16 protein-coding genes and 2 pseudogenes are annotated in these 15759 nt (G+C 69.5%); 3 read left to right on the top strand and 15 right to left on the bottom strand.

Features of this window, described 5'->3' with window-relative positions; all coding sequences use genetic code 11:
• Nucleotides 1-126 precede the first annotated feature (126 nt).
• Nucleotides 127-285: pseudogene (locus tag PXH83_RS32530) on the top strand (alpha/beta fold hydrolase); the annotation flags it as partial.
• Between the two features lie 91 nt (nucleotides 286-376).
• Here the strand turns inward: PXH83_RS32530 and mnmA are convergent.
• The gene (mnmA, locus tag PXH83_RS22055; RefSeq protein WP_274562225.1) at nucleotides 377-1495 is read right to left on the bottom strand and encodes a tRNA 2-thiouridine(34) synthase MnmA; all 1119 of its coding nucleotides are present in this window, start codon (nucleotides 1493-1495) and stop codon (nucleotides 377-379) included.
• Between the two features lie 54 nt (nucleotides 1496-1549).
• On the opposite strand from mnmA, the gene PXH83_RS22050 reads away from it, so the two are divergent.
• Nucleotides 1550-2242 carry an N-acetylmuramoyl-L-alanine amidase gene (locus PXH83_RS22050; RefSeq protein WP_274562222.1) on the top strand — a complete coding sequence of 231 codons (693 nt, stop codon included), beginning with the start codon at nucleotides 1550-1552 and terminating at the stop codon, nucleotides 2240-2242.
• Nucleotides 2243-2330: 88 nt separating this feature from the next.
• Here PXH83_RS22050 and PXH83_RS22045 read toward each other — a convergent pair whose 3' ends face one another.
• The 3 genes from PXH83_RS22045 to PXH83_RS22035 form a co-directional block, all read right to left on the bottom strand.
• Nucleotides 2331-3500, bottom strand: coding sequence for a cysteine desulfurase family protein (locus tag PXH83_RS22045; protein WP_274562220.1), 1170 nt, complete (start codon nucleotides 3498-3500; stop codon nucleotides 2331-2333).
• Nucleotides 3501-3577: 77 nt separating this feature from the next.
• On the bottom strand, nucleotides 3578-3850 hold the full coding sequence (locus PXH83_RS22040; RefSeq protein WP_274562957.1) for a DUF4190 domain-containing protein: 273 nt from the start codon (nucleotides 3848-3850) through the stop codon (nucleotides 3578-3580).
• Nucleotides 3851-3917: 67 nt separating this feature from the next.
• Nucleotides 3918-4082 (bottom strand): hypothetical protein, encoded by a 165-nt coding sequence (locus PXH83_RS22035; protein ID WP_274562218.1) that lies wholly within the window; start codon nucleotides 4080-4082, stop codon nucleotides 3918-3920.
• Nucleotides 4083-4168: 86 nt separating this feature from the next.
• Here PXH83_RS22035 and PXH83_RS22030 point away from each other — a divergent pair, with 86 nt between their 5' ends.
• Nucleotides 4169-4795, top strand: coding sequence for a TetR family transcriptional regulator (locus PXH83_RS22030; protein WP_274562216.1), 627 nt, complete (start codon nucleotides 4169-4171; stop codon nucleotides 4793-4795).
• A 6-nt stretch (nucleotides 4796-4801) separates the two neighbouring features.
• On the opposite strand, the pseudogene PXH83_RS32525 reads toward PXH83_RS22030, so the two are convergent.
• The 11 genes and pseudogenes from PXH83_RS32525 to PXH83_RS21980 form a co-directional block, all read right to left on the bottom strand.
• A pseudogene (locus tag PXH83_RS32525) lies at nucleotides 4802-4951 on the bottom strand (DNA-binding transcriptional regulator); the annotation flags it as partial.
• A gap of 13 nt (nucleotides 4952-4964) precedes the next feature.
• Nucleotides 4965-5837 (bottom strand): thioesterase family protein, encoded by an 873-nt coding sequence (locus PXH83_RS22025; protein ID WP_274562214.1) that lies wholly within the window; start codon nucleotides 5835-5837, stop codon nucleotides 4965-4967.
• A 26-nt stretch (nucleotides 5838-5863) separates the two neighbouring features.
• The gene (locus PXH83_RS22020) at nucleotides 5864-6538 is read right to left on the bottom strand and encodes a trimeric intracellular cation channel family protein (protein ID WP_274562212.1); all 675 of its coding nucleotides are present in this window, start codon (nucleotides 6536-6538) and stop codon (nucleotides 5864-5866) included.
• 18 nt (nucleotides 6539-6556) lie between these two features.
• Entirely contained in the window at nucleotides 6557-7645 is a 1089-nt protein-coding gene (locus PXH83_RS22015; protein WP_420803201.1) for an ABC transporter ATP-binding protein, read from the bottom strand.
• The gene (locus PXH83_RS22010; protein WP_274562208.1) at nucleotides 7642-8739 is read right to left on the bottom strand and encodes an ABC transporter ATP-binding protein; all 1098 of its coding nucleotides are present in this window, start codon (nucleotides 8737-8739) and stop codon (nucleotides 7642-7644) included. Before PXH83_RS22010 ends, PXH83_RS22015 begins: the two co-directional genes overlap by 4 nt.
• Nucleotides 8736-9734 carry an ABC transporter permease gene (locus PXH83_RS22005; RefSeq protein WP_214927858.1) on the bottom strand — a complete coding sequence of 333 codons (999 nt, stop codon included), beginning with the start codon at nucleotides 9732-9734 and terminating at the stop codon, nucleotides 8736-8738. Before PXH83_RS22005 ends, PXH83_RS22010 begins: the two co-directional genes overlap by 4 nt.
• A 127-nt stretch (nucleotides 9735-9861) precedes the next feature.
• Nucleotides 9862-11634, bottom strand: coding sequence for an ABC transporter substrate-binding protein (locus PXH83_RS22000; protein WP_274562206.1), 1773 nt, complete (start codon nucleotides 11632-11634; stop codon nucleotides 9862-9864).
• A gap of 121 nt (nucleotides 11635-11755) precedes the next feature.
• On the bottom strand, nucleotides 11756-12754 hold the full coding sequence (locus PXH83_RS21995; RefSeq protein WP_214927413.1) for an ABC transporter permease: 999 nt from the start codon (nucleotides 12752-12754) through the stop codon (nucleotides 11756-11758).
• Between the two features lie 393 nt (nucleotides 12755-13147).
• A complete protein-coding gene (locus PXH83_RS21990) occupies nucleotides 13148-13945 on the bottom strand; it encodes an enhanced serine sensitivity protein SseB C-terminal domain-containing protein (RefSeq protein ID WP_274562202.1) in 798 nt (265 codons plus the stop codon).
• Between the two features lie 161 nt (nucleotides 13946-14106).
• Entirely contained in the window at nucleotides 14107-14880 is a 774-nt protein-coding gene (locus PXH83_RS21985; protein WP_274562200.1) for an enhanced serine sensitivity protein SseB, read from the bottom strand.
• Nucleotides 14881-14929: 49 nt separating this feature from the next.
• Nucleotides 14930-15619 carry an AAA family ATPase gene (locus PXH83_RS21980; RefSeq protein WP_274562199.1) on the bottom strand — a complete coding sequence of 230 codons (690 nt, stop codon included), beginning with the start codon at nucleotides 15617-15619 and terminating at the stop codon, nucleotides 14930-14932.
• Nucleotides 15620-15759 lie beyond the last annotated feature (140 nt).

Raw genomic sequence — 15759 nt, 5'->3', positions numbered from 1 at the left:
TACGCGGTCGAGCGCGAGGTCGAGGTCGGGGCGAGCGACCTGGCCGCCAAGGCGCGCTGTACGGAGCAGCTCGCCGCCCTGCTCTCGGCGGGGGATCGTGGGGGCGCCGCCGAGCTCTTCATGACGGTGGTCGACGGCGGGGCGAGTCCGTCGGCGATGCGGGAGGCTACGCGGCGTGTGGCTCAGGCGGTGCGGCGCGGTCGGCACCGGACGCTCACGGGGCAGGTGCACGACGTGGCACCGCACGTGCTGGCGCCGGTGCTGGAGGAGTTTTTCGCGGGGTGACGGTGGCGGGTGCCTGCGGCGCTTTCCCTGCCCTTCCCCAAGCTCTCAACTTCGTTCGGGCGGGGGAGACCCCATTCTTCCCTGAACTGGCTCAGGCCAGCGCCGCCGTCCGTGCCGTCGTGGCAATGGTTGCTGAGCCGACCACGCGGGTGCCGTCGTACAGGACGATCGCCTGGCCGGGTGCGACGCCGCGCACCGGCTCGGTGAATTCGACGTTCAGCGTGCCGTCGATCAGCTCCGCCGTCACCTCCGTCTCGCCGCCGTGCGCCCTCAGCTGCGCCGTGTACGTGCCGCTGCCCTCCGGGGCCGTTCCGCACCAGCGGGGCTTGATCGCGGTGAGCGCCGTGACGTCCAGGGCCTCTACCGGGCCCACCGTCACCGTGTTGTTCACCGGCGAGATGTCCAGGACGTAGCGCGGCTTGCCGTCGGGCGCCGGGTGGCCGATGCGCAGGCCCTTGCGCTGGCCGATCGTGAAGCCGAACGCGCCCTCGTGGGTGCCGAGCTTGGCGCCCGTCTCGTCGACGATGTCGCCCTCCGCCGTACCGAGACGGTTGGCCAGGAAGCCCTGGGTGTCGCCGTCCGCGATGAAGCAGATGTCGTGGCTGTCGGGCTTCTTCGCGACCGCGAGGCCGCGCCGCTCGGCCTCCGCGCGGATCTCGTCCTTGGTCGTCAGAGTGTCGCCCAGCGGGAACATCGCGTGCGCGAGCTGGCGCTCGTCGAGGACGCCGAGGACGTACGACTGGTCCTTGGCCATGTCGGACGCGCGGTGCAGTTCACGCGTGCCGTCGTCGTTGAGCACGACCGTCGCGTAGTGGCCGGTGCACACCGCGTCGAAGCCCAGCGCGAGCGCCTTGTCCAGCAGCGCCGCGAACTTGATCTTCTCGTTGCAGCGCAGGCAGGGGTTCGGAGTGCGCCCGGCCTCGTACTCCGCGATGAAGTCCTCGACGACGTCCTCGCGGAAGCGCTCGGCGAGATCCCAGACGTAGAAGGGGATGCCGATGACATCGGCGGCCCGGCGCGCGTCGCGCGAGTCCTCGATGGTGCAGCAGCCCCGCGCGCCCGTACGGAACGACTGCGGGTTCGCGGACAGGGCGAGGTGGACACCGGTCACGTCGTGCCCGGCCTCGGCGGCTCGGGCAGCGGCAACGGCGGAGTCGACACCGCCGGACATGGCGGCGAGGACACGGAGGCGGCGCGGGGTCTCAGTCATAGCTCCACCAGGGTAGACGGAACCACCGACAGGGCCGAAAGCGTTAAGAGGCTCATGGAGCAGAAGAAGGCGGCAGGAACGGGGACCGTGAGCAGACGCGCGCTGCTCATCGGGGGTGGGGCGGCCGTCGTGGGCGGGGCCGCCGCCGCATTCGGGGACGAGTTGTCCCGGCTGTGGTGGCGCGTACCGGGCGTCGACAAGCAGCGCACGGAAGGCGATGTGGATCACACGGGTGCGCAGTGGGTGGCCGCATCGGCGGCGAATCTGCGGACCGCCGACCGGCCGGACGACTACTCCATCGACCGCATCGTGATTCACGTGACCCAGGGCAGTTTCGCCTCGGCCATCAAGGTCTTCAAGGACCCGTTGCACGCGGCCGCCGCGCATTACGTGATACGCGGAAGCGACGGGCACATCACGCAGATGGCGCGGGAGCTCGACGTCGCCTTCCACGCCGGGAGCCGTTCGTACAACGAGCGGAGCGTCGGCATCGAGCACGAGGGCTTTGTCGACCGGCCGCAGTCCTTCACCGGCGTGATGTACCGGTCGTCGGCCCGCCTCGCGGCCGGGATCTGCCGGCGGTACGGGATACCGGCCGACCGGGAGCACATCATCGGCCACGTCGAAGTGCCAGGCACCGACCACACCGACCCCGGGCCGCACTGGGACTGGCCCCGCTATCTCACGCTCGTACGGGAAGAGCTGGCGAGGCCGGACACCAAGGCGCAACCGGACACCAAGGCATAGCCGTACGCCAACGCGTAGCCGTAAGCCAACGCGTAACCGGGCGCCCGGATCGTCAGAAGCCCCCGGACCGTCAGACGAGTCCGGACCGTCAGACGAGTCCGGCCGACCGCGCCCGCTCGACCGCAGGCCCGATCGCCTCGGCCACCGCCGCCACGTCCTCCGCGGTCGACGTATGGCCGAGCGAGAAGCGCAGGGTGCCGCGGGCCAGGTCCGGGTCGGTTCCGGTGGCCAGCAGGACGTGGCTGGGCTGCGCCACTCCGGCCGTACAGGCGGACCCGGTGGAGCATTCGATGCCCTGCGCGTCGAGCAGCAGGAGCAGCGAGTCGCCCTCGCAGCCCGGGAAGGTGAAGTGGGCGTTGGCGGGCAGGCGGCCGGCCGGGGACGGGTCGCCACCGAGGATCGCCGTGGGGTCGGCGGCGCGTACGGCCGCCACCAGGTCGTCGCGCAGGGCGCCGATCTCGCGGGCGAACCGCTCGCGCCGCTCGGCCGCCAGCCGGCCCGCGACCGCGAAGGCGGCGACGGCGGGTACGTCGAGGGTGCCGGAGCGCACGTGCCGCTCCTGGCCGCCGCCGTGCAGCACGGGTACAGGGGTGCAGTCGCGGCCGAGCAGCAGGGCGCCGATGCCGTAGGGCCCGCCGATCTTGTGGCTCGACACGGTCATCGCGGCCAGCCCGGAGGCGGCGAAGTCGACTTCGAGCTGGCCGAAGGCCTGTACCGCGTCGGCGTGCAGCGGTACGCCGAACTCGTTTGCCACGTCGGCCAGTTCGCGGACCGGCATGACGGTGCCGATCTCGTTGTTGGCCCACATCACGGTCGCCAGGGCCACGTCGGACGGATCGCGCTCGATGGCCTCGCGCAGCGCGCCGGGGTGGATCCGGCCGTACGCGTCGACGGGCAGGTATTCGACGTTCGCGCCCTCGTGTTCGCCCAGCCAGTGGACGACGTCGAGCACCGCGTGGTGTTCCACCGGGCTCACCAGGATGCGGGTTCTGCGGGGGTCGGCGTCGCGGCGGGACCAGTAGAGGCCCTTGACGGCGAGGTTGTCGGCCTCGGTGCCGCCGGAGGTGAAGACCACCTCGCTGGGCCGGGCGCCGATGGACTCGGCGAATGTCTCGCGGGCCTCCTCGACGGTACGCCGGGCCCGTCGGCCGGCGGCGTGCAGGGACGAGGCGTTCCCGGTTACGGCGAGCTGGGCCGTCATAGCCTCGACCGCCTCGGGAAGCATCGGCGTGGTCGCGGCGTGGTCGAGGTAAGCCATGGTGGATTCGATTCTACGAGCCCGTTGGGCGCCCCCCTGCCCCGCCCTTGCCCCCCGCCCCTGTACCGGGCGTCCGCTCAGCCCCCGAAGGTCCAGGACACGGTGTTGTCCGCGGATACGAGCGCGGCCAGAACGGCCAGGTCGGCCACTCCGAGCCCGAGTCCGAGCAGCGCCCGGCCCCGGCGTTCCGTGCCGCGCCACAGGGCCATGGACGCCAGGACGATGGCGACGGGGCCGAGGAAGATGTTCAGCACGAGCAGCCCGACAAGGCCGAGCACGAACGAGGCGACGGCCATGCCGTCGGCGTCCCGCGCCCCGGTCCGGCCGCGTGCGGATGCGGTCAGTTCCACGGTGCTCAATTCCATGGTGCTCATGGGGTTCGTGGTGTGCATCGGGTTCATGGTGCGCATGGCGCGTTCAGCTCCTTCGGGTGGACCGGCGCGAGTGGCGCTCACGGGCGGCGAAGACGAGCAGCCAGCTGCCGATGAGCGCGGCGCCGACGAGGGTGACCGGAAGCGGCGCGTGAGCCACCGAGCCCAGCAGGACCCCCAGCATCAGCAGAGCCGCTACAAGAACGAACACGTGCAATCCCTCCTGGGAGTACGACTGTTCACTGACTTCCCAGTCTAGGGTTCCCGTCAACAGAGAACGGTTGTTTACTGAATGTCATGAGTCACAGCGTCGGCATCCGCCAGGCCCAGAAGCAGAAGACCCGTCAGTCCCTCATGGACGCGGCGCTCGTACTGCTGGAGCACCAGAGCCTGAGCAGTCTCGGCCTGCGCGAGGTGACCCGCGCCGTCGGCGTCGCCCCCACCGCGTTCTACCGGCACTTCCGGGACACGGCCGACCTCGGCGTCGCACTCGTCGACGAGGCCCTGGGCAGCCTGCACGCGGTGATCCGCGCGACTCTCGCCGCGACCGGCGGCAGCGCGGAACGCATCGACAGCACCGTCGGCCTCATCGCGCGCCACGTCCACGCGTACCCCGCCCATGTCCGATTCATCGCCCGCGAACGCCATGGGGGCGTGGAGCCGGTGCGGGCCGCGATTGGCGAGCAACTGCGCCTGTTCGCCGACGAGGTGGCGGCCTGGCTCGCCACCCAGCCCGAGTCCGCAGGCTGGAGCGAGGACGATCTGCGGATGCTCGCGCATGTCTACGTCGACCACATGGTGATGACGGCGTCCGCCTTCCTGGAGGCCGAGCCGTACGGCGAGGAGCGCATCGAGGCCGCCGCCTCACTCGCCCGCCGTCAGCTGCGCCTGGTCAGTCTCGGCCGCCGTCACTGGCTGGACTGAGTCCGCTCCCGCGTACCCCCGCACCGGGTCGACGATGACGCGCCGAATGGTCAACTCCGCGGCGGGCTGGTGCGGTTCGGGGAGCAGCGAGATCCCGCCGTGCCGCCCGCGTTCCGCGTACACAGGTACGCCGGACGCCGACAGCACCTCGATGTCACAGCGGCGGAACTCAGTCGCGCGGCGCCCGTGCCAGCTGCCGCGACTGCGCCACGAGGCGGTCCGCGCTGTCCCAGACCTCCGCGTCCTCCTCCAGGAAGCCGCCCGCGAGGTTGCGGGTGGTGATGGAGACGCGCAGCGGTCCGGGGGCGGGGCGGCAGCGGATGTGGGTGGTGAGTTCGACGGTCGGCGTCCAGCCCTCCAGGCCGATCTCGAACGAGGTCGGCGGCAGCGCGTCGACCGTCAGCAGCAGCGACAGCGGGTCGGCGTCGCGCCCGTCCGCAAGGCCGAACCAGCCGCGCATCTCGCCCTTGCCGGACGGCGCCCCGACGGCCCAGCCGACGGTGGCCGGATCGAGCCGGATGCCGAGCCGCTCGGTGATCGGCGCCCCGCCCGGGATGGCGACGGGCCCGGCGTCCGAGCCGAGGCAGTCTGCGTACGGCGGCATGGCCGGCGGAGTGGCGGTCGTACGGACGTCGTCGGACAGGCTGTCCAGGTCGCCGTACGAGGCGAGTACGCGGATCCGCTCGACCTCGGTGCCGTCCTCGGCGTACTGGAAGAGGGAGGCCTGGCCGGTGGAGAGCGTGCGTCCGGTGCGGACGACCTGGGTGCGGATGACTGCCTTGCCCGGCACGGACGACGTCAGGTAATGCGCCGAGACCGTGAACGGGTCGGGGTGCGGCAGCGCGTCGCCGAGTGCGCGGCCGAGGAGGGCGAGGAGGTAGCCGCCGTTGACGGCGTGGAAGATCGTCCAGCCCGCGGAGAGCTCCGCGTCATAGACACGCGCGTCGCCCGTGTCGCCCGTGTCGCCCGCTCCACGCAAGGAGACCGCGGTGTCGCGGTCGAATTCGCTGTCTCCGATGGATGCCTGTGTTGCCGTTGCCATGGCAGGCACGCTACACCCGTACGTTACTAAGCGGTAGCTTCTGCTTGGTCCTCGGACTTCGCCGAGCTCCGGTTCCAGGCGCGCGGCGCCCGCCAGTGGTAGTGCATCGCGAGCAGACGCAGCACGAAGGCGGTGACGACGGCGACTCCGCTGGTCGCCGCGTTCAGTACGTCGAAGCGGATGCAGACGGCGACCATCGTGGCCCCGACCATCGCGGGGACGGCGTACAGGTCGCGGTCCCAGCGCAGCAGCGAGGGCACCTCATTGGCGAGGACGTCCCGCAGTACGCCGCCGCCGACCGCGGTGGCCAGGCCCAGCGCCGCCGACGCGGTCAGCCCGAGCCCGTGGTCGTACGCCTTGGTGGTGCCGGTGACGCAGAAGAGCCCGAGCCCGGCCGCGTCGAACGTGTTGACCGAGCCCTGGATACGCTCCACCTCGGGGTGCAGGAAGAAGACCAGGGCGGCCGCGACGAGCGGGGTGGTGAAGTACCCCAGGTCGGTGAAGGCGGCCGGCGGGACCGCCCCGATGATCAGGTCGCGGAGCAGCCCCCCGCCCAGCGCGGTGACCTCTGCGAGCACCGCGATGCCGAAGACGTCGAAGTTCTTGCGTACGGCGAGCAGAGCGCCGGAGATCGCGAAGACGAAGATCCCGGCGAGGTCGAGCGCATGCTGGACGGAGGGCGTGAAGAGTTCCTGGAACACCGGGCAATTGTGCCGGTTCTATTCCTTGCCGACGTCCCCCGTGCTCTCCTGGCCCGTCGGCGCCTGGTCGGGCGCGTTCTCCGGGTGGTGGCAGGCCACCTGGTGGCCGGTCTTCAGGGCGACCAGCGGCGGCTCCTGCGTCTTGCAGATCGCGGTCGCCTTCCAGCACCGGGTGTGGAAGCGGCAGCCCGGCGGCGGCGAGATCGGCGACGGCACATCGCCCGTGAGCAGGATGCGCTCGCTCTTGACGCCGCGCCGCCTCGGGTCGGGCACCGGCACGGCCGACAGCAGCGCCTTGGTGTACGGGTGCATCGGCGCCTCGTACAGATCTTTGCGGTCCGCGAGCTCCACGATCTTGCCGAGGTACATCACGGCGATGCGGTCGGAGACGTGGCGGATGACCGAGAGGTCGTGCGCGATGATCACGTACGTCAGGCCGAGCTCGTCCTGGAGGTCGTCGAGGAGGTTCACGACCTGCGCCTGGATCGACACGTCCAGGGCGGACACCGGCTCGTCGGCAACGACCAGCTTCGGCTTGAGCGCGAGCGCCCGTGCGATGCCGATGCGCTGGCGCTGGCCGCCGGAGAACTCGTGCGGATACCGGTTGTAGTGCTCGGGGTTGAGGCCGACCAGCTCCAGGAGACGCTGGACCTCCTTCTTGATCCCGCCGTCCGGCGTGACGCCCTGGAGCCGGAACGGCGCACTGACGATCGTGCCGACCGTGTGCCGCGGGTTCAGCGACGAGTACGGGTCCTGGAAGATCATCTGTACGTCGCGGCGCATCGGCCGCATGGCCGCCACGCCGAGGTGCGTGATGTCCTCGCCCTGGAACTCGATGCGCCCGCCGCTCGGTTCGAGCAGCCTGGTGATCAGCCGGCCCATGGTCGACTTGCCGCAGCCCGACTCGCCGACGACACCCAGGGTCTCCCCCGGCCGTACGTCGAAGTCGAGCCCGTCGACCGCCTTCACGGCGCCGACCTGCCGCTGCAGCATCCCCTTCTTGATGGGGAAGTGCTTGACCAGGCCGGAGACCTTCAGCAGCGGCTCGGCCGAAGCGGCGGGAGCCTGCTCAGGGATCGTCACTTCGTGATCCTTTGTCTCGCTCACAGCTTCGGCGCAATCTCTTCGGTCCAGATCCGCGTCCGTTCCGCTTGCGACATGTGGCAGGCGGAGTGGTGCCGGGCGCCGACCTCACGCAGTTCCGGCCGCTCGGTGCGGGTGATGCCGTCCTTCGGCACGTCCGCGTACGGGCAGCGCGGGTTGAAGGCGCAGCCGCTGGGGATGTTGATCAGGCTGGGCGGGGATCCCTTGACCGGGATGAGGCGCTCGGTCTGGTCGCGGTCGATGCGCGGCATCGAACCCAGCAGGCCCCAGGTGTACGGGTGCTGGGGCTCGTAGAAGACCTTCTCCGCGGGGCCGCGCTCGACGCAGCGGCCGCCGTACATCACCAGGATGTCGTCGGCCAGCTCGGCGACGACGCCCAGGTCGTGGGTGATGATGATGACCGCCGAGCCGAACTCGGCCTGAAGGTCCCTGATCAGGTCGAGGATCTGCGCCTGGACGGTCACGTCCAGGGCGGTGGTCGGCTCGTCGGCGATCAGCAGCTCGGGGTTGTTGACCAGCGACATCGCGATCATCGCGCGCTGACGCATACCGCCGGAGAATTCGTGCGGGTAGCTGTCCACCCGCTTCGCCGGCTCCGGGATCCCGACGCGGTCGAGCATCTCGATCGCCCGCTTGCGGGCGGTCTTCTTGTCGACATTGTGGTGGACCCGGTACGCCTCCACGATCTGATGACCGATCGTGTAGTAGGGGTGCAGCGCCGACAGCGGGTCCTGGAAGATCATCGCCATCTCGCGGCCGCGGAGCTTGCGCACCTCGTCCGGATCGGCGGAGAGCAGTTCCTTGCCGTTCAGCCAGACCTCGCCGGAGATACGGGCCTTGCTCCGCCCGTACTGGCCGACGGTGTGCAGGCCCATGATGCCGAGCGAGGTCACCGACTTGCCGGAGCCCGACTCGCCCACGATGCCGAGGGTCTTGCCCTTCTCCAGCTGGAAGGAGAGCCCGTCGACGGACTTGACCACGCCGTCGTCGGTCGGGAAGTGCACCTTCAGATCACGTACTTCGAGGAAGGCGTCCGGGATTTCGGTGCCGGCGCTCACGGGCTCGCCGACGGCGCCGGTCTTGGTCAGCTCGGTCACGAGAGCCTCACTCGGGGGTCGATCACTGCGTACAGAAGGTCCACGACGAGGTTCGCGAGCACGATGAGGAAGGCGGCGATGAGCGTGACGCCGATGATCAGCGGCAGGTCGCGTCCAGTGATCGCCTCAACAGCTGCGTCCCCGAGACCCGGCAGGTTGAACGTGGTCTCGGTCAGCACCGCTCCGCCCACCAGCGCACCCAGGTCCAGGCCGAGAACGGTGAGGATCGGGGTCATGGTCGAGCGCATGGCGTGCTTGCCGATGACCACCGGTTCCCGCAGGCCCTTGGCCCGGGCGGTACGGATGTAGTCCTCGCCGAGGATTTCCAGCATGGTCGCGCGGGTGAGCCGGGCGTACATCGCGGCGTACAGGAAGGCGAGCGTGACCCAGGGAAGGAGCAGGCTCTCGAACCAGGCCGCCGGATTCTCGGTGATGCCCTCGTAGTCGACGCTGATCCACTGCAGTCCGTAACTGAAGATCGCCAGTGAGACCAGGCCGGTGAAGTAGATGGGGAGGGAGACGCCGCCGAGCGCGATGCTCATGGCCGCGCGGTCCCACAGCGTGCCTCGCTTGAGAGCCGAGAGCACACCGGTCGCGACACCGCCGATCACCCAGAGCAGGCAGGCACCGATCGCCAGGGACACCGTGACCGGGAGCCGGTCCATGAGGATCGGCCAGATCTCCTGCTCGGTACGGAACGAGTAACCGAAGCAGGGCGCCGAACAGTGGCTGACGTCAATACCGTTGGCGTAGTCACGGCCGACCACCAGTCCCTGCAGGAAGTGCCAGAACTGGACGAGGATGGGGTCGCTGAGTCCCATCTTCTGCCGGATGCCCTCGATGGCCTCCGGGTCGGCCTGTTTGCCGACGAAGAGCAGAGCGGGGTCGGTTCCCGTCAGCTTCGGGATCATGAAGAAGATGGCGAAGGTCGCGAGAATGACGACCATCAGCATCACGACGACGGCGAACAAGCGCCGGATGAGGTATGCGAACACTGTGCTCGGCCCGGCGGCGGCCCGGGTCCCCTGCATGGTGGGAGGGGTTTCCCGGGCCGCCGCACACGGCCATCACCTGCCCTTCGGGCTTATCGGGTCCGGTGACGGAGTCGGCGGATCATCACAACTACTTGACGACGCCGAGAGAGACGTAGTCGTAGCGGCCGCTGTAGGAGTCGGCCGTGTAGACGTTGGTCAGGCGGCTGCTGCGCCAGGTGATCGTCTTCTCGTACACGAACGGCAGGTAGACGGCGCGGTCGGAGACCATGTGGTTGATCTCCTTGTAGATCTCACCGGCCTTGTCCGGGTCCGTCTCGGCGATCGCGTCGTCGAAGAGCTTGTTGATCTTCGGGTCGTTGGTCTCGCTGTTGTTGTAGTTGCCGGACGGGACGATGAAGCGACCGTCGACCAGCGGCTGGGAGAAACCCTGGCCGGTCGGGAAGTCCGGGCCCCAGCCCGAGATGATGATGCCGTAGCCCTTGGACTTGACCACCTTCGGCGAACCGTTGATGGAGCTGGACTGGGCACCGTCGATCTGGTCGATCTCGGCCTTGATGCCGACCTTTTCGAGCGACGCCTGCAGCGACTCGGCGGTGGCGACCTCCTGCGGCTTGTTGTTCCGCACCGAGATCGTGGTCTTGAAGCCGTTCGGCTTGCCGCACGCCTTCAGGTGTTCCTTGGCCTTGGCGACGTTCGCGCCCGGGTCCTTCAGCACACCGTACGGGTCGTAGTTGTCGGTGCCCTTGATGCTCTTGGGGAGCATGTTCTCGGCGATCTCGCCACCGGCCAGCGGGCCACCGCGGGCGGTCTGAAGCGACTTCTTGTCGGCCGCGTAGATGACCGCCTTGCGGCAGTCGATGTTGTTCATCGGAGCCACGGTCTCGGGGAAGACCGCGTAACGGATGAAGTTGGTCAGACCGTTGTCGACATTGGCCTTGTGCTTCTGCAGTGCCTCGGTGCGCCCGGACTGGGTCATGCCCGTCGCGTTCAGGTCGAGGTCGTAGTCGCCCTTGATCAGACGCTTGTCGATGTCGTCGGCGTTGGAGCTGATCGTGACCGTGATCTTGTCCGGGAGTGCCGGGCGGATCGGGTCGGACGACTTCTTCCAGTTCGTGTTGCGCACCAGGGTGCCGCCCTTGCCGGGCGTGTACGACTCGAACTTGTACGGGCCCGAGGAGAAGGGCTTCAGCCCGAACTTGGCCCCGGTGTCCTTCGCCTGCGGGACCGGCGTGCTCGTCGGCAGCGCGAGGATCTGCTCGAAGTCACCGTTGGGCTTGGGGAGCTTGAAGATGATGGTCTTGTCGTCGGGCGTCTCGATGGCCTTCAGGCCGAGCTTGTCCTTCGACTTGTCCTTGTACGGACCCTTGTACTCGCCCTTGGGGTCGAGGACCTGCTTGAGGTAGCCGGGGCCGCCGGCGATCACGTCGGTGGCCCAGGTGCGCTCGATGCCGTACTTGATGTCCTTCGAGGTGATCGGCGAGCCGTCCTCGAAGGTGACGCCGTCGCGCAGCGTGTACTTGTAGGTCTTGCCGTCGTCACTGATCTCGGCCATGCCGGTGGCCAGGTCGGGGACGAGGGAGGTGCTCTTCACGCCCGGCTCGGTCGCGTACGACACGAGCTGACGCGTGTAGAAGCGGGAGAAGTCCCAGGCGAAGCCGTAGTACATGCGCGCCGGGTCGAGGGAGTCGAAGTCCTGGGAGCCCGCGAACTTGAGCGTCCCGCCCTTCTTGGCCGACTTGTTCGCGATGCCCTTGGTCGCGGCGTTGAACCCGGCGGCCTTGCCGTCGCCGTCACCGCCGTTGTCGTTGCCGCCTCCGCAGGCCGCGGTACCCAGCAGAGCCGCGACGACGAGTGCCGACCCTGCGGCCAGTCTGCGCCTGGTTGAGCTGTTGGTTGTCACGATCTCGCATCCTCCGTGAGATTGGCGGTTCCTGAAGTGGAACCGGCCATTGGGGGGTTGCCTCCTGACAGGTCGGCAGGGGCGTGTCACTGTGGCCGAACGGTGGTGCGGCGAGGCGCGGTCAGCGCGATCCCTTGGGATCAAGGGCGTCACGCACTCCGTCACCGAAGAGGTTGAAGGCCAGTACGGTGACGAAGATGGCCAGACCCGGGATCACCATGAACATCGGGTCGCTCTCGTAGGTGCTCACCGCCTTGGAAAGCATCTGTCCCCAGGAGGCCGTCGGAGGCTTGACCCCGGCGCCCAGGAAGCTCAGTGCCGCTTCCGTGAGGATGTTGGTGGGGATCATCAGCGTCGTGTACACGGTGATGGGCGCCACCAGGTTCGGCAGCAGTTCCCGGAAGAGGATGTACGACCGGCCGGCGCCGAGGCTGCGTGCCGCCTCGACGTACTCGCGCTCCCTCAGCGAGAGGGTCTGACCGCGCACGATGCGGCCGACGTACGGCCAGCCGAAGAAGCCGATGACGACGATGAGCGCACCGATCCGCACCCCGCTTCCCGTGATGCCGAACAGCTCGTTGGGAAGGACCGAGACCAGCGCGATGATGAACAGCAGCTGGGGGAAGGCGAGAAGAACGTCCATGACCCGGCTGATCGCCGCGTCGACCCAGCCGCCGAAATAGCCGGCGATGACGCCGAAGACCGAGCCGAGCAGAACGGCGAACATGGCCGCGAGGAATGCGACGAGCAGCGAGATGCGGGCTCCGTAGACGACACGGCTGAACACGTCGCGCCCGTTGATCGGCTCGACCCCGAAGAGGAAGTCGGAGCTCATGCCGCCCAGTGAGCCGACCGGCGTGCCGAGCAGCGGGTCGATCTGGTCTTCGTGGAACTCGTTCGGCGGGTGTCCCAGGAGACTGACGATCAAGGGCGCGAAGACCGCGACCAGGATCAGGAACACCACGACTACGCCGCCGGCCAGCGCTACCTTGTCGCGCTTGAGCCGCACCCAGGCGATCTTCCATGGCGAACGGCCTTCGATGGCTTTCGCCGGGACATCGGCCGCGACGTCAACGGCCGCGGTCTCGGCCGCGCTCGTGTCGTGCAGTGGTGCCGTCATCGTGGTGGGGACCCCTCTCGGCTCGACCGACGGTGGTCGGCCCGCGCCCGCCGCTGTAGCGGCTTTTCGCATCGCAGGTGCATGTGGTGCAGAAGGTGCTCAGAGAAACGCAGTTGACGCGCGGAAAGCGGGTCGTACAGAGGACCGACGTTCCTTGTTGCGGGAGTCTTCAATGAGCGCGCGATCACCCGCCAGACCTGGCGGGCAATGGATGCGTAACCGTGATGTGGCCTGTGGGCTTCCGTTATGCGGACGCCGTGCTCGGCTCAGCGGATCAGAAGTGGTCTATTGCACCAGACCGGGCATGCCGCCCAACGGCCGTTATGAACCGGCGAATTGGGCTATGGGGTGCCCTTGGATTGGGGCAGGGCTACGGGCTGGGGGCTGGGGCCGTCAGTAGGCGCGGGGAGCGGGGTAGCCGTAGCCGGACGCGGTGGAGGAGGGGGCGGCGGGTGCGTGCGCCTCGCGGTCGTAGAACGGGCGGGCGTTGGCACGCAGCCACATCGAGACCGGGTCGTACTCGTCGGACATCGCGACGGTGGAGACGGGCAGGCCGTCGGGAACCACACCGATCGACTGCTGCATCATCGTGCGCACCGCGTCCACCGACTGCTGGCTCGTGTCGTAGAGGTCGAGTCCGACGGCCAGATAGGGCGCCCCCAGCGCAGGCTGCACCCAAGCGCGGCGCAGCGAGCGGACTGCGGGCGTACGGTGGGCGTTCTGCGTGAGCAGGGCGTAGAACTGGGGGATCTCGATGGCCGGTTCGGACAGCCGCAGCGGCCCGGCGGGCATCCGGTCGAGCCCGCTCGCGATGCGCCGCAGGTCGAGCCACGGGATGCCGACGCCGCCGCCGGGGGCGTGCGGGTTGAGCCAGATGCCCCAGCGGTCGGGGAAGAGTGCGCGCGCGATGTCGCGGCCGGAAATCACTTCGTACGCCCGGCTCCAGCCGCTCGCGGCGAGCTCCTGGGCGGACGTGACGCACGGGGCGTAACCGAGGCCGTCGATCTCCATGTTTCCGTACTGCGCGTCGGGCGAGCCCGCCTGGCCGTGCCAGAGGAGCATCCAGACCTGGCCGCCCGCCGGGTCGGCGAGGGCGCGCAGCAGCGCCTCATAGGCGTCGTACCGCCCGGGTGTCACCTGGCGCAGCATGTGCTCGACCTGCCCGGCCGCCGCAGTGCCTGACGCGCTCACCCTGGTCCCGCCCCTCTTCGATCCACCGTGTCACCAACCGCCCCCGTATGGCGAGGTCATCAAACCAGCTTAAGCGGCAGCACTGACACAGACTTGACGCTTGCCGCAGATGCCCTGGCAGTCCGCAGCAGCCCGCAGCAGTCCGCAGGAGTCCTCGGGTGTCAGGCGCGGGTGTAGAAGGGCCGCACCCTTTCCAGCATCCAGTCGGCGACAGGGTCCTTGGCGACGTCCAGCAGAAGCAGGTTGACCGGCCAGGGCACCTGGACCCGGCCGAGCGCCCGGCCGAGGGCGTCCATCGGGGCACTGCCGTCGGCGGCCTCCCAGGACGACAGCTGTACGCCGACGAAGAGCGTCGGGGACTCGCCCTCAATGCTCGCGAGCACCCTGCGGGCGGTGACCACCACCCGGCTTTCCTCGAACTCCCCCGCGGCGGCGGCGAGGAAGTCGACCGGCTCCTCCTGCCAGTCCGGCTCGAAGAGCCGCACCCGGGCGCCGCCGGCCGGTCCGTCCAGCGGCGTACGGCCGGCCCGGCACAGCTCGGCGACGGCGGCCGGCGGCAGCGGCACGCCGACCGCACCGTCGGGGTTCACGGCGATGCCCAGCTGCGGGGGCAGGCCGCGGGCGAACTCGCGGGCGGGGGCGACGGCGAAGGACATGTGGGGTCCGGCGCACTGGCGGAGCTGCTGCTCGGAGCTGAAGACGGGGACGTACGCCGCGCCCTGGATCTCCAGGGTCGGCAGATCCAGGTCCGGCGAGTCTGGGCCGCCGCCGGACGGCAGCGGCACCCATACCTGGCTGCGGCCGAGCACCTCGACTATGCGGGCACCCGCGGCGGGGTTGCCCAAGGAGGCGGCCAGGACCTCTTCGAGTTCATTGCCCGGCCAGCCGCCGCCGCCGTGCGGATGGGCGGGTGCCGGAAAGTCTGGGTAATCCACGGGTACGACCTTAACGCCGGTGCGTGGCCGTGCCCTGTGGGGCTCTTCCCTACCGCTTCGGCGGGAAGTCGATCACCGTCAGTGCCCCCGCCGCATCCCGGTCCAGCAGCACCGCCGACGCACACCCCGCCGGCACCCTGCCCCGCTCCGCGTCCCGTACGAGCCGGGCCACCGCCCGCCGGTGCCGTGCGAAGGCGTAGCCGGAGACGCCTCGGCCACGTTCCTCCTGCCCCGCCCGTGCCACCTCCGGCGTCACGTCGAGCAGCACCAGGTGCAGGGCGACGCCCCTGCGGCGGGCGTCGCGCGCCAGCCAGCGGCGTACCCAGGCGAGCGTGCCGCAGTCGTGGACCACGACGCTGTCGCCGGAGCGCAGCGCGCGCCGCAGTCCGGCGTAGTGGGCCGCCCGGACAAGGGGGCGGTAGAGGGCGTACGGCAGCAGCCTCGGCATCCGCGCCGCCCACCGCTCCCGTACGTCCTGCGAATCAATGCGGCGCGCGGCACTGGCCGTACGCCGGATCAGCGTGCTCTTGCCACTGCCGGGCAGGCCGGAGACGACCACCACGTCCCCCGCCGAGAAGCCCAGAACGCGCGGGCTGCGGCCCGCGCGCAGGCGCAGGTCGCGGACGGTCGGCGCGGGCCGGCGCGTGGCCTGCCTCGCCGGTACGCCGTGCTGTGCGGGCACCGCGCCGTGCACGGTCCCTGCCGTGGCCGCGTACGCGCCAGGCTGCTGCAACGTCATCGTCCTCCCCCAGTCGGGTGTCATCCACCCTTGCCCAAGAAGTGTAAAGAAAAGGTAATGAGCCACAAGCGATTTGCGGGGTGCAGCCCGAGCGTCCCGCTCCCGGACGATGCGTGCAATGATGTGCGCGCCAACTGCAT

Source organism: Streptomyces spiramyceticus (genome assembly GCF_028807635.1).
GTDB lineage: Bacteria > Actinomycetota > Actinomycetes > Streptomycetales > Streptomycetaceae > Streptomyces > Streptomyces spiramyceticus.
Note: the sequence above shows the minus strand (reverse complement) of the source record. Positions and strands in the feature narration are given on the sequence as shown.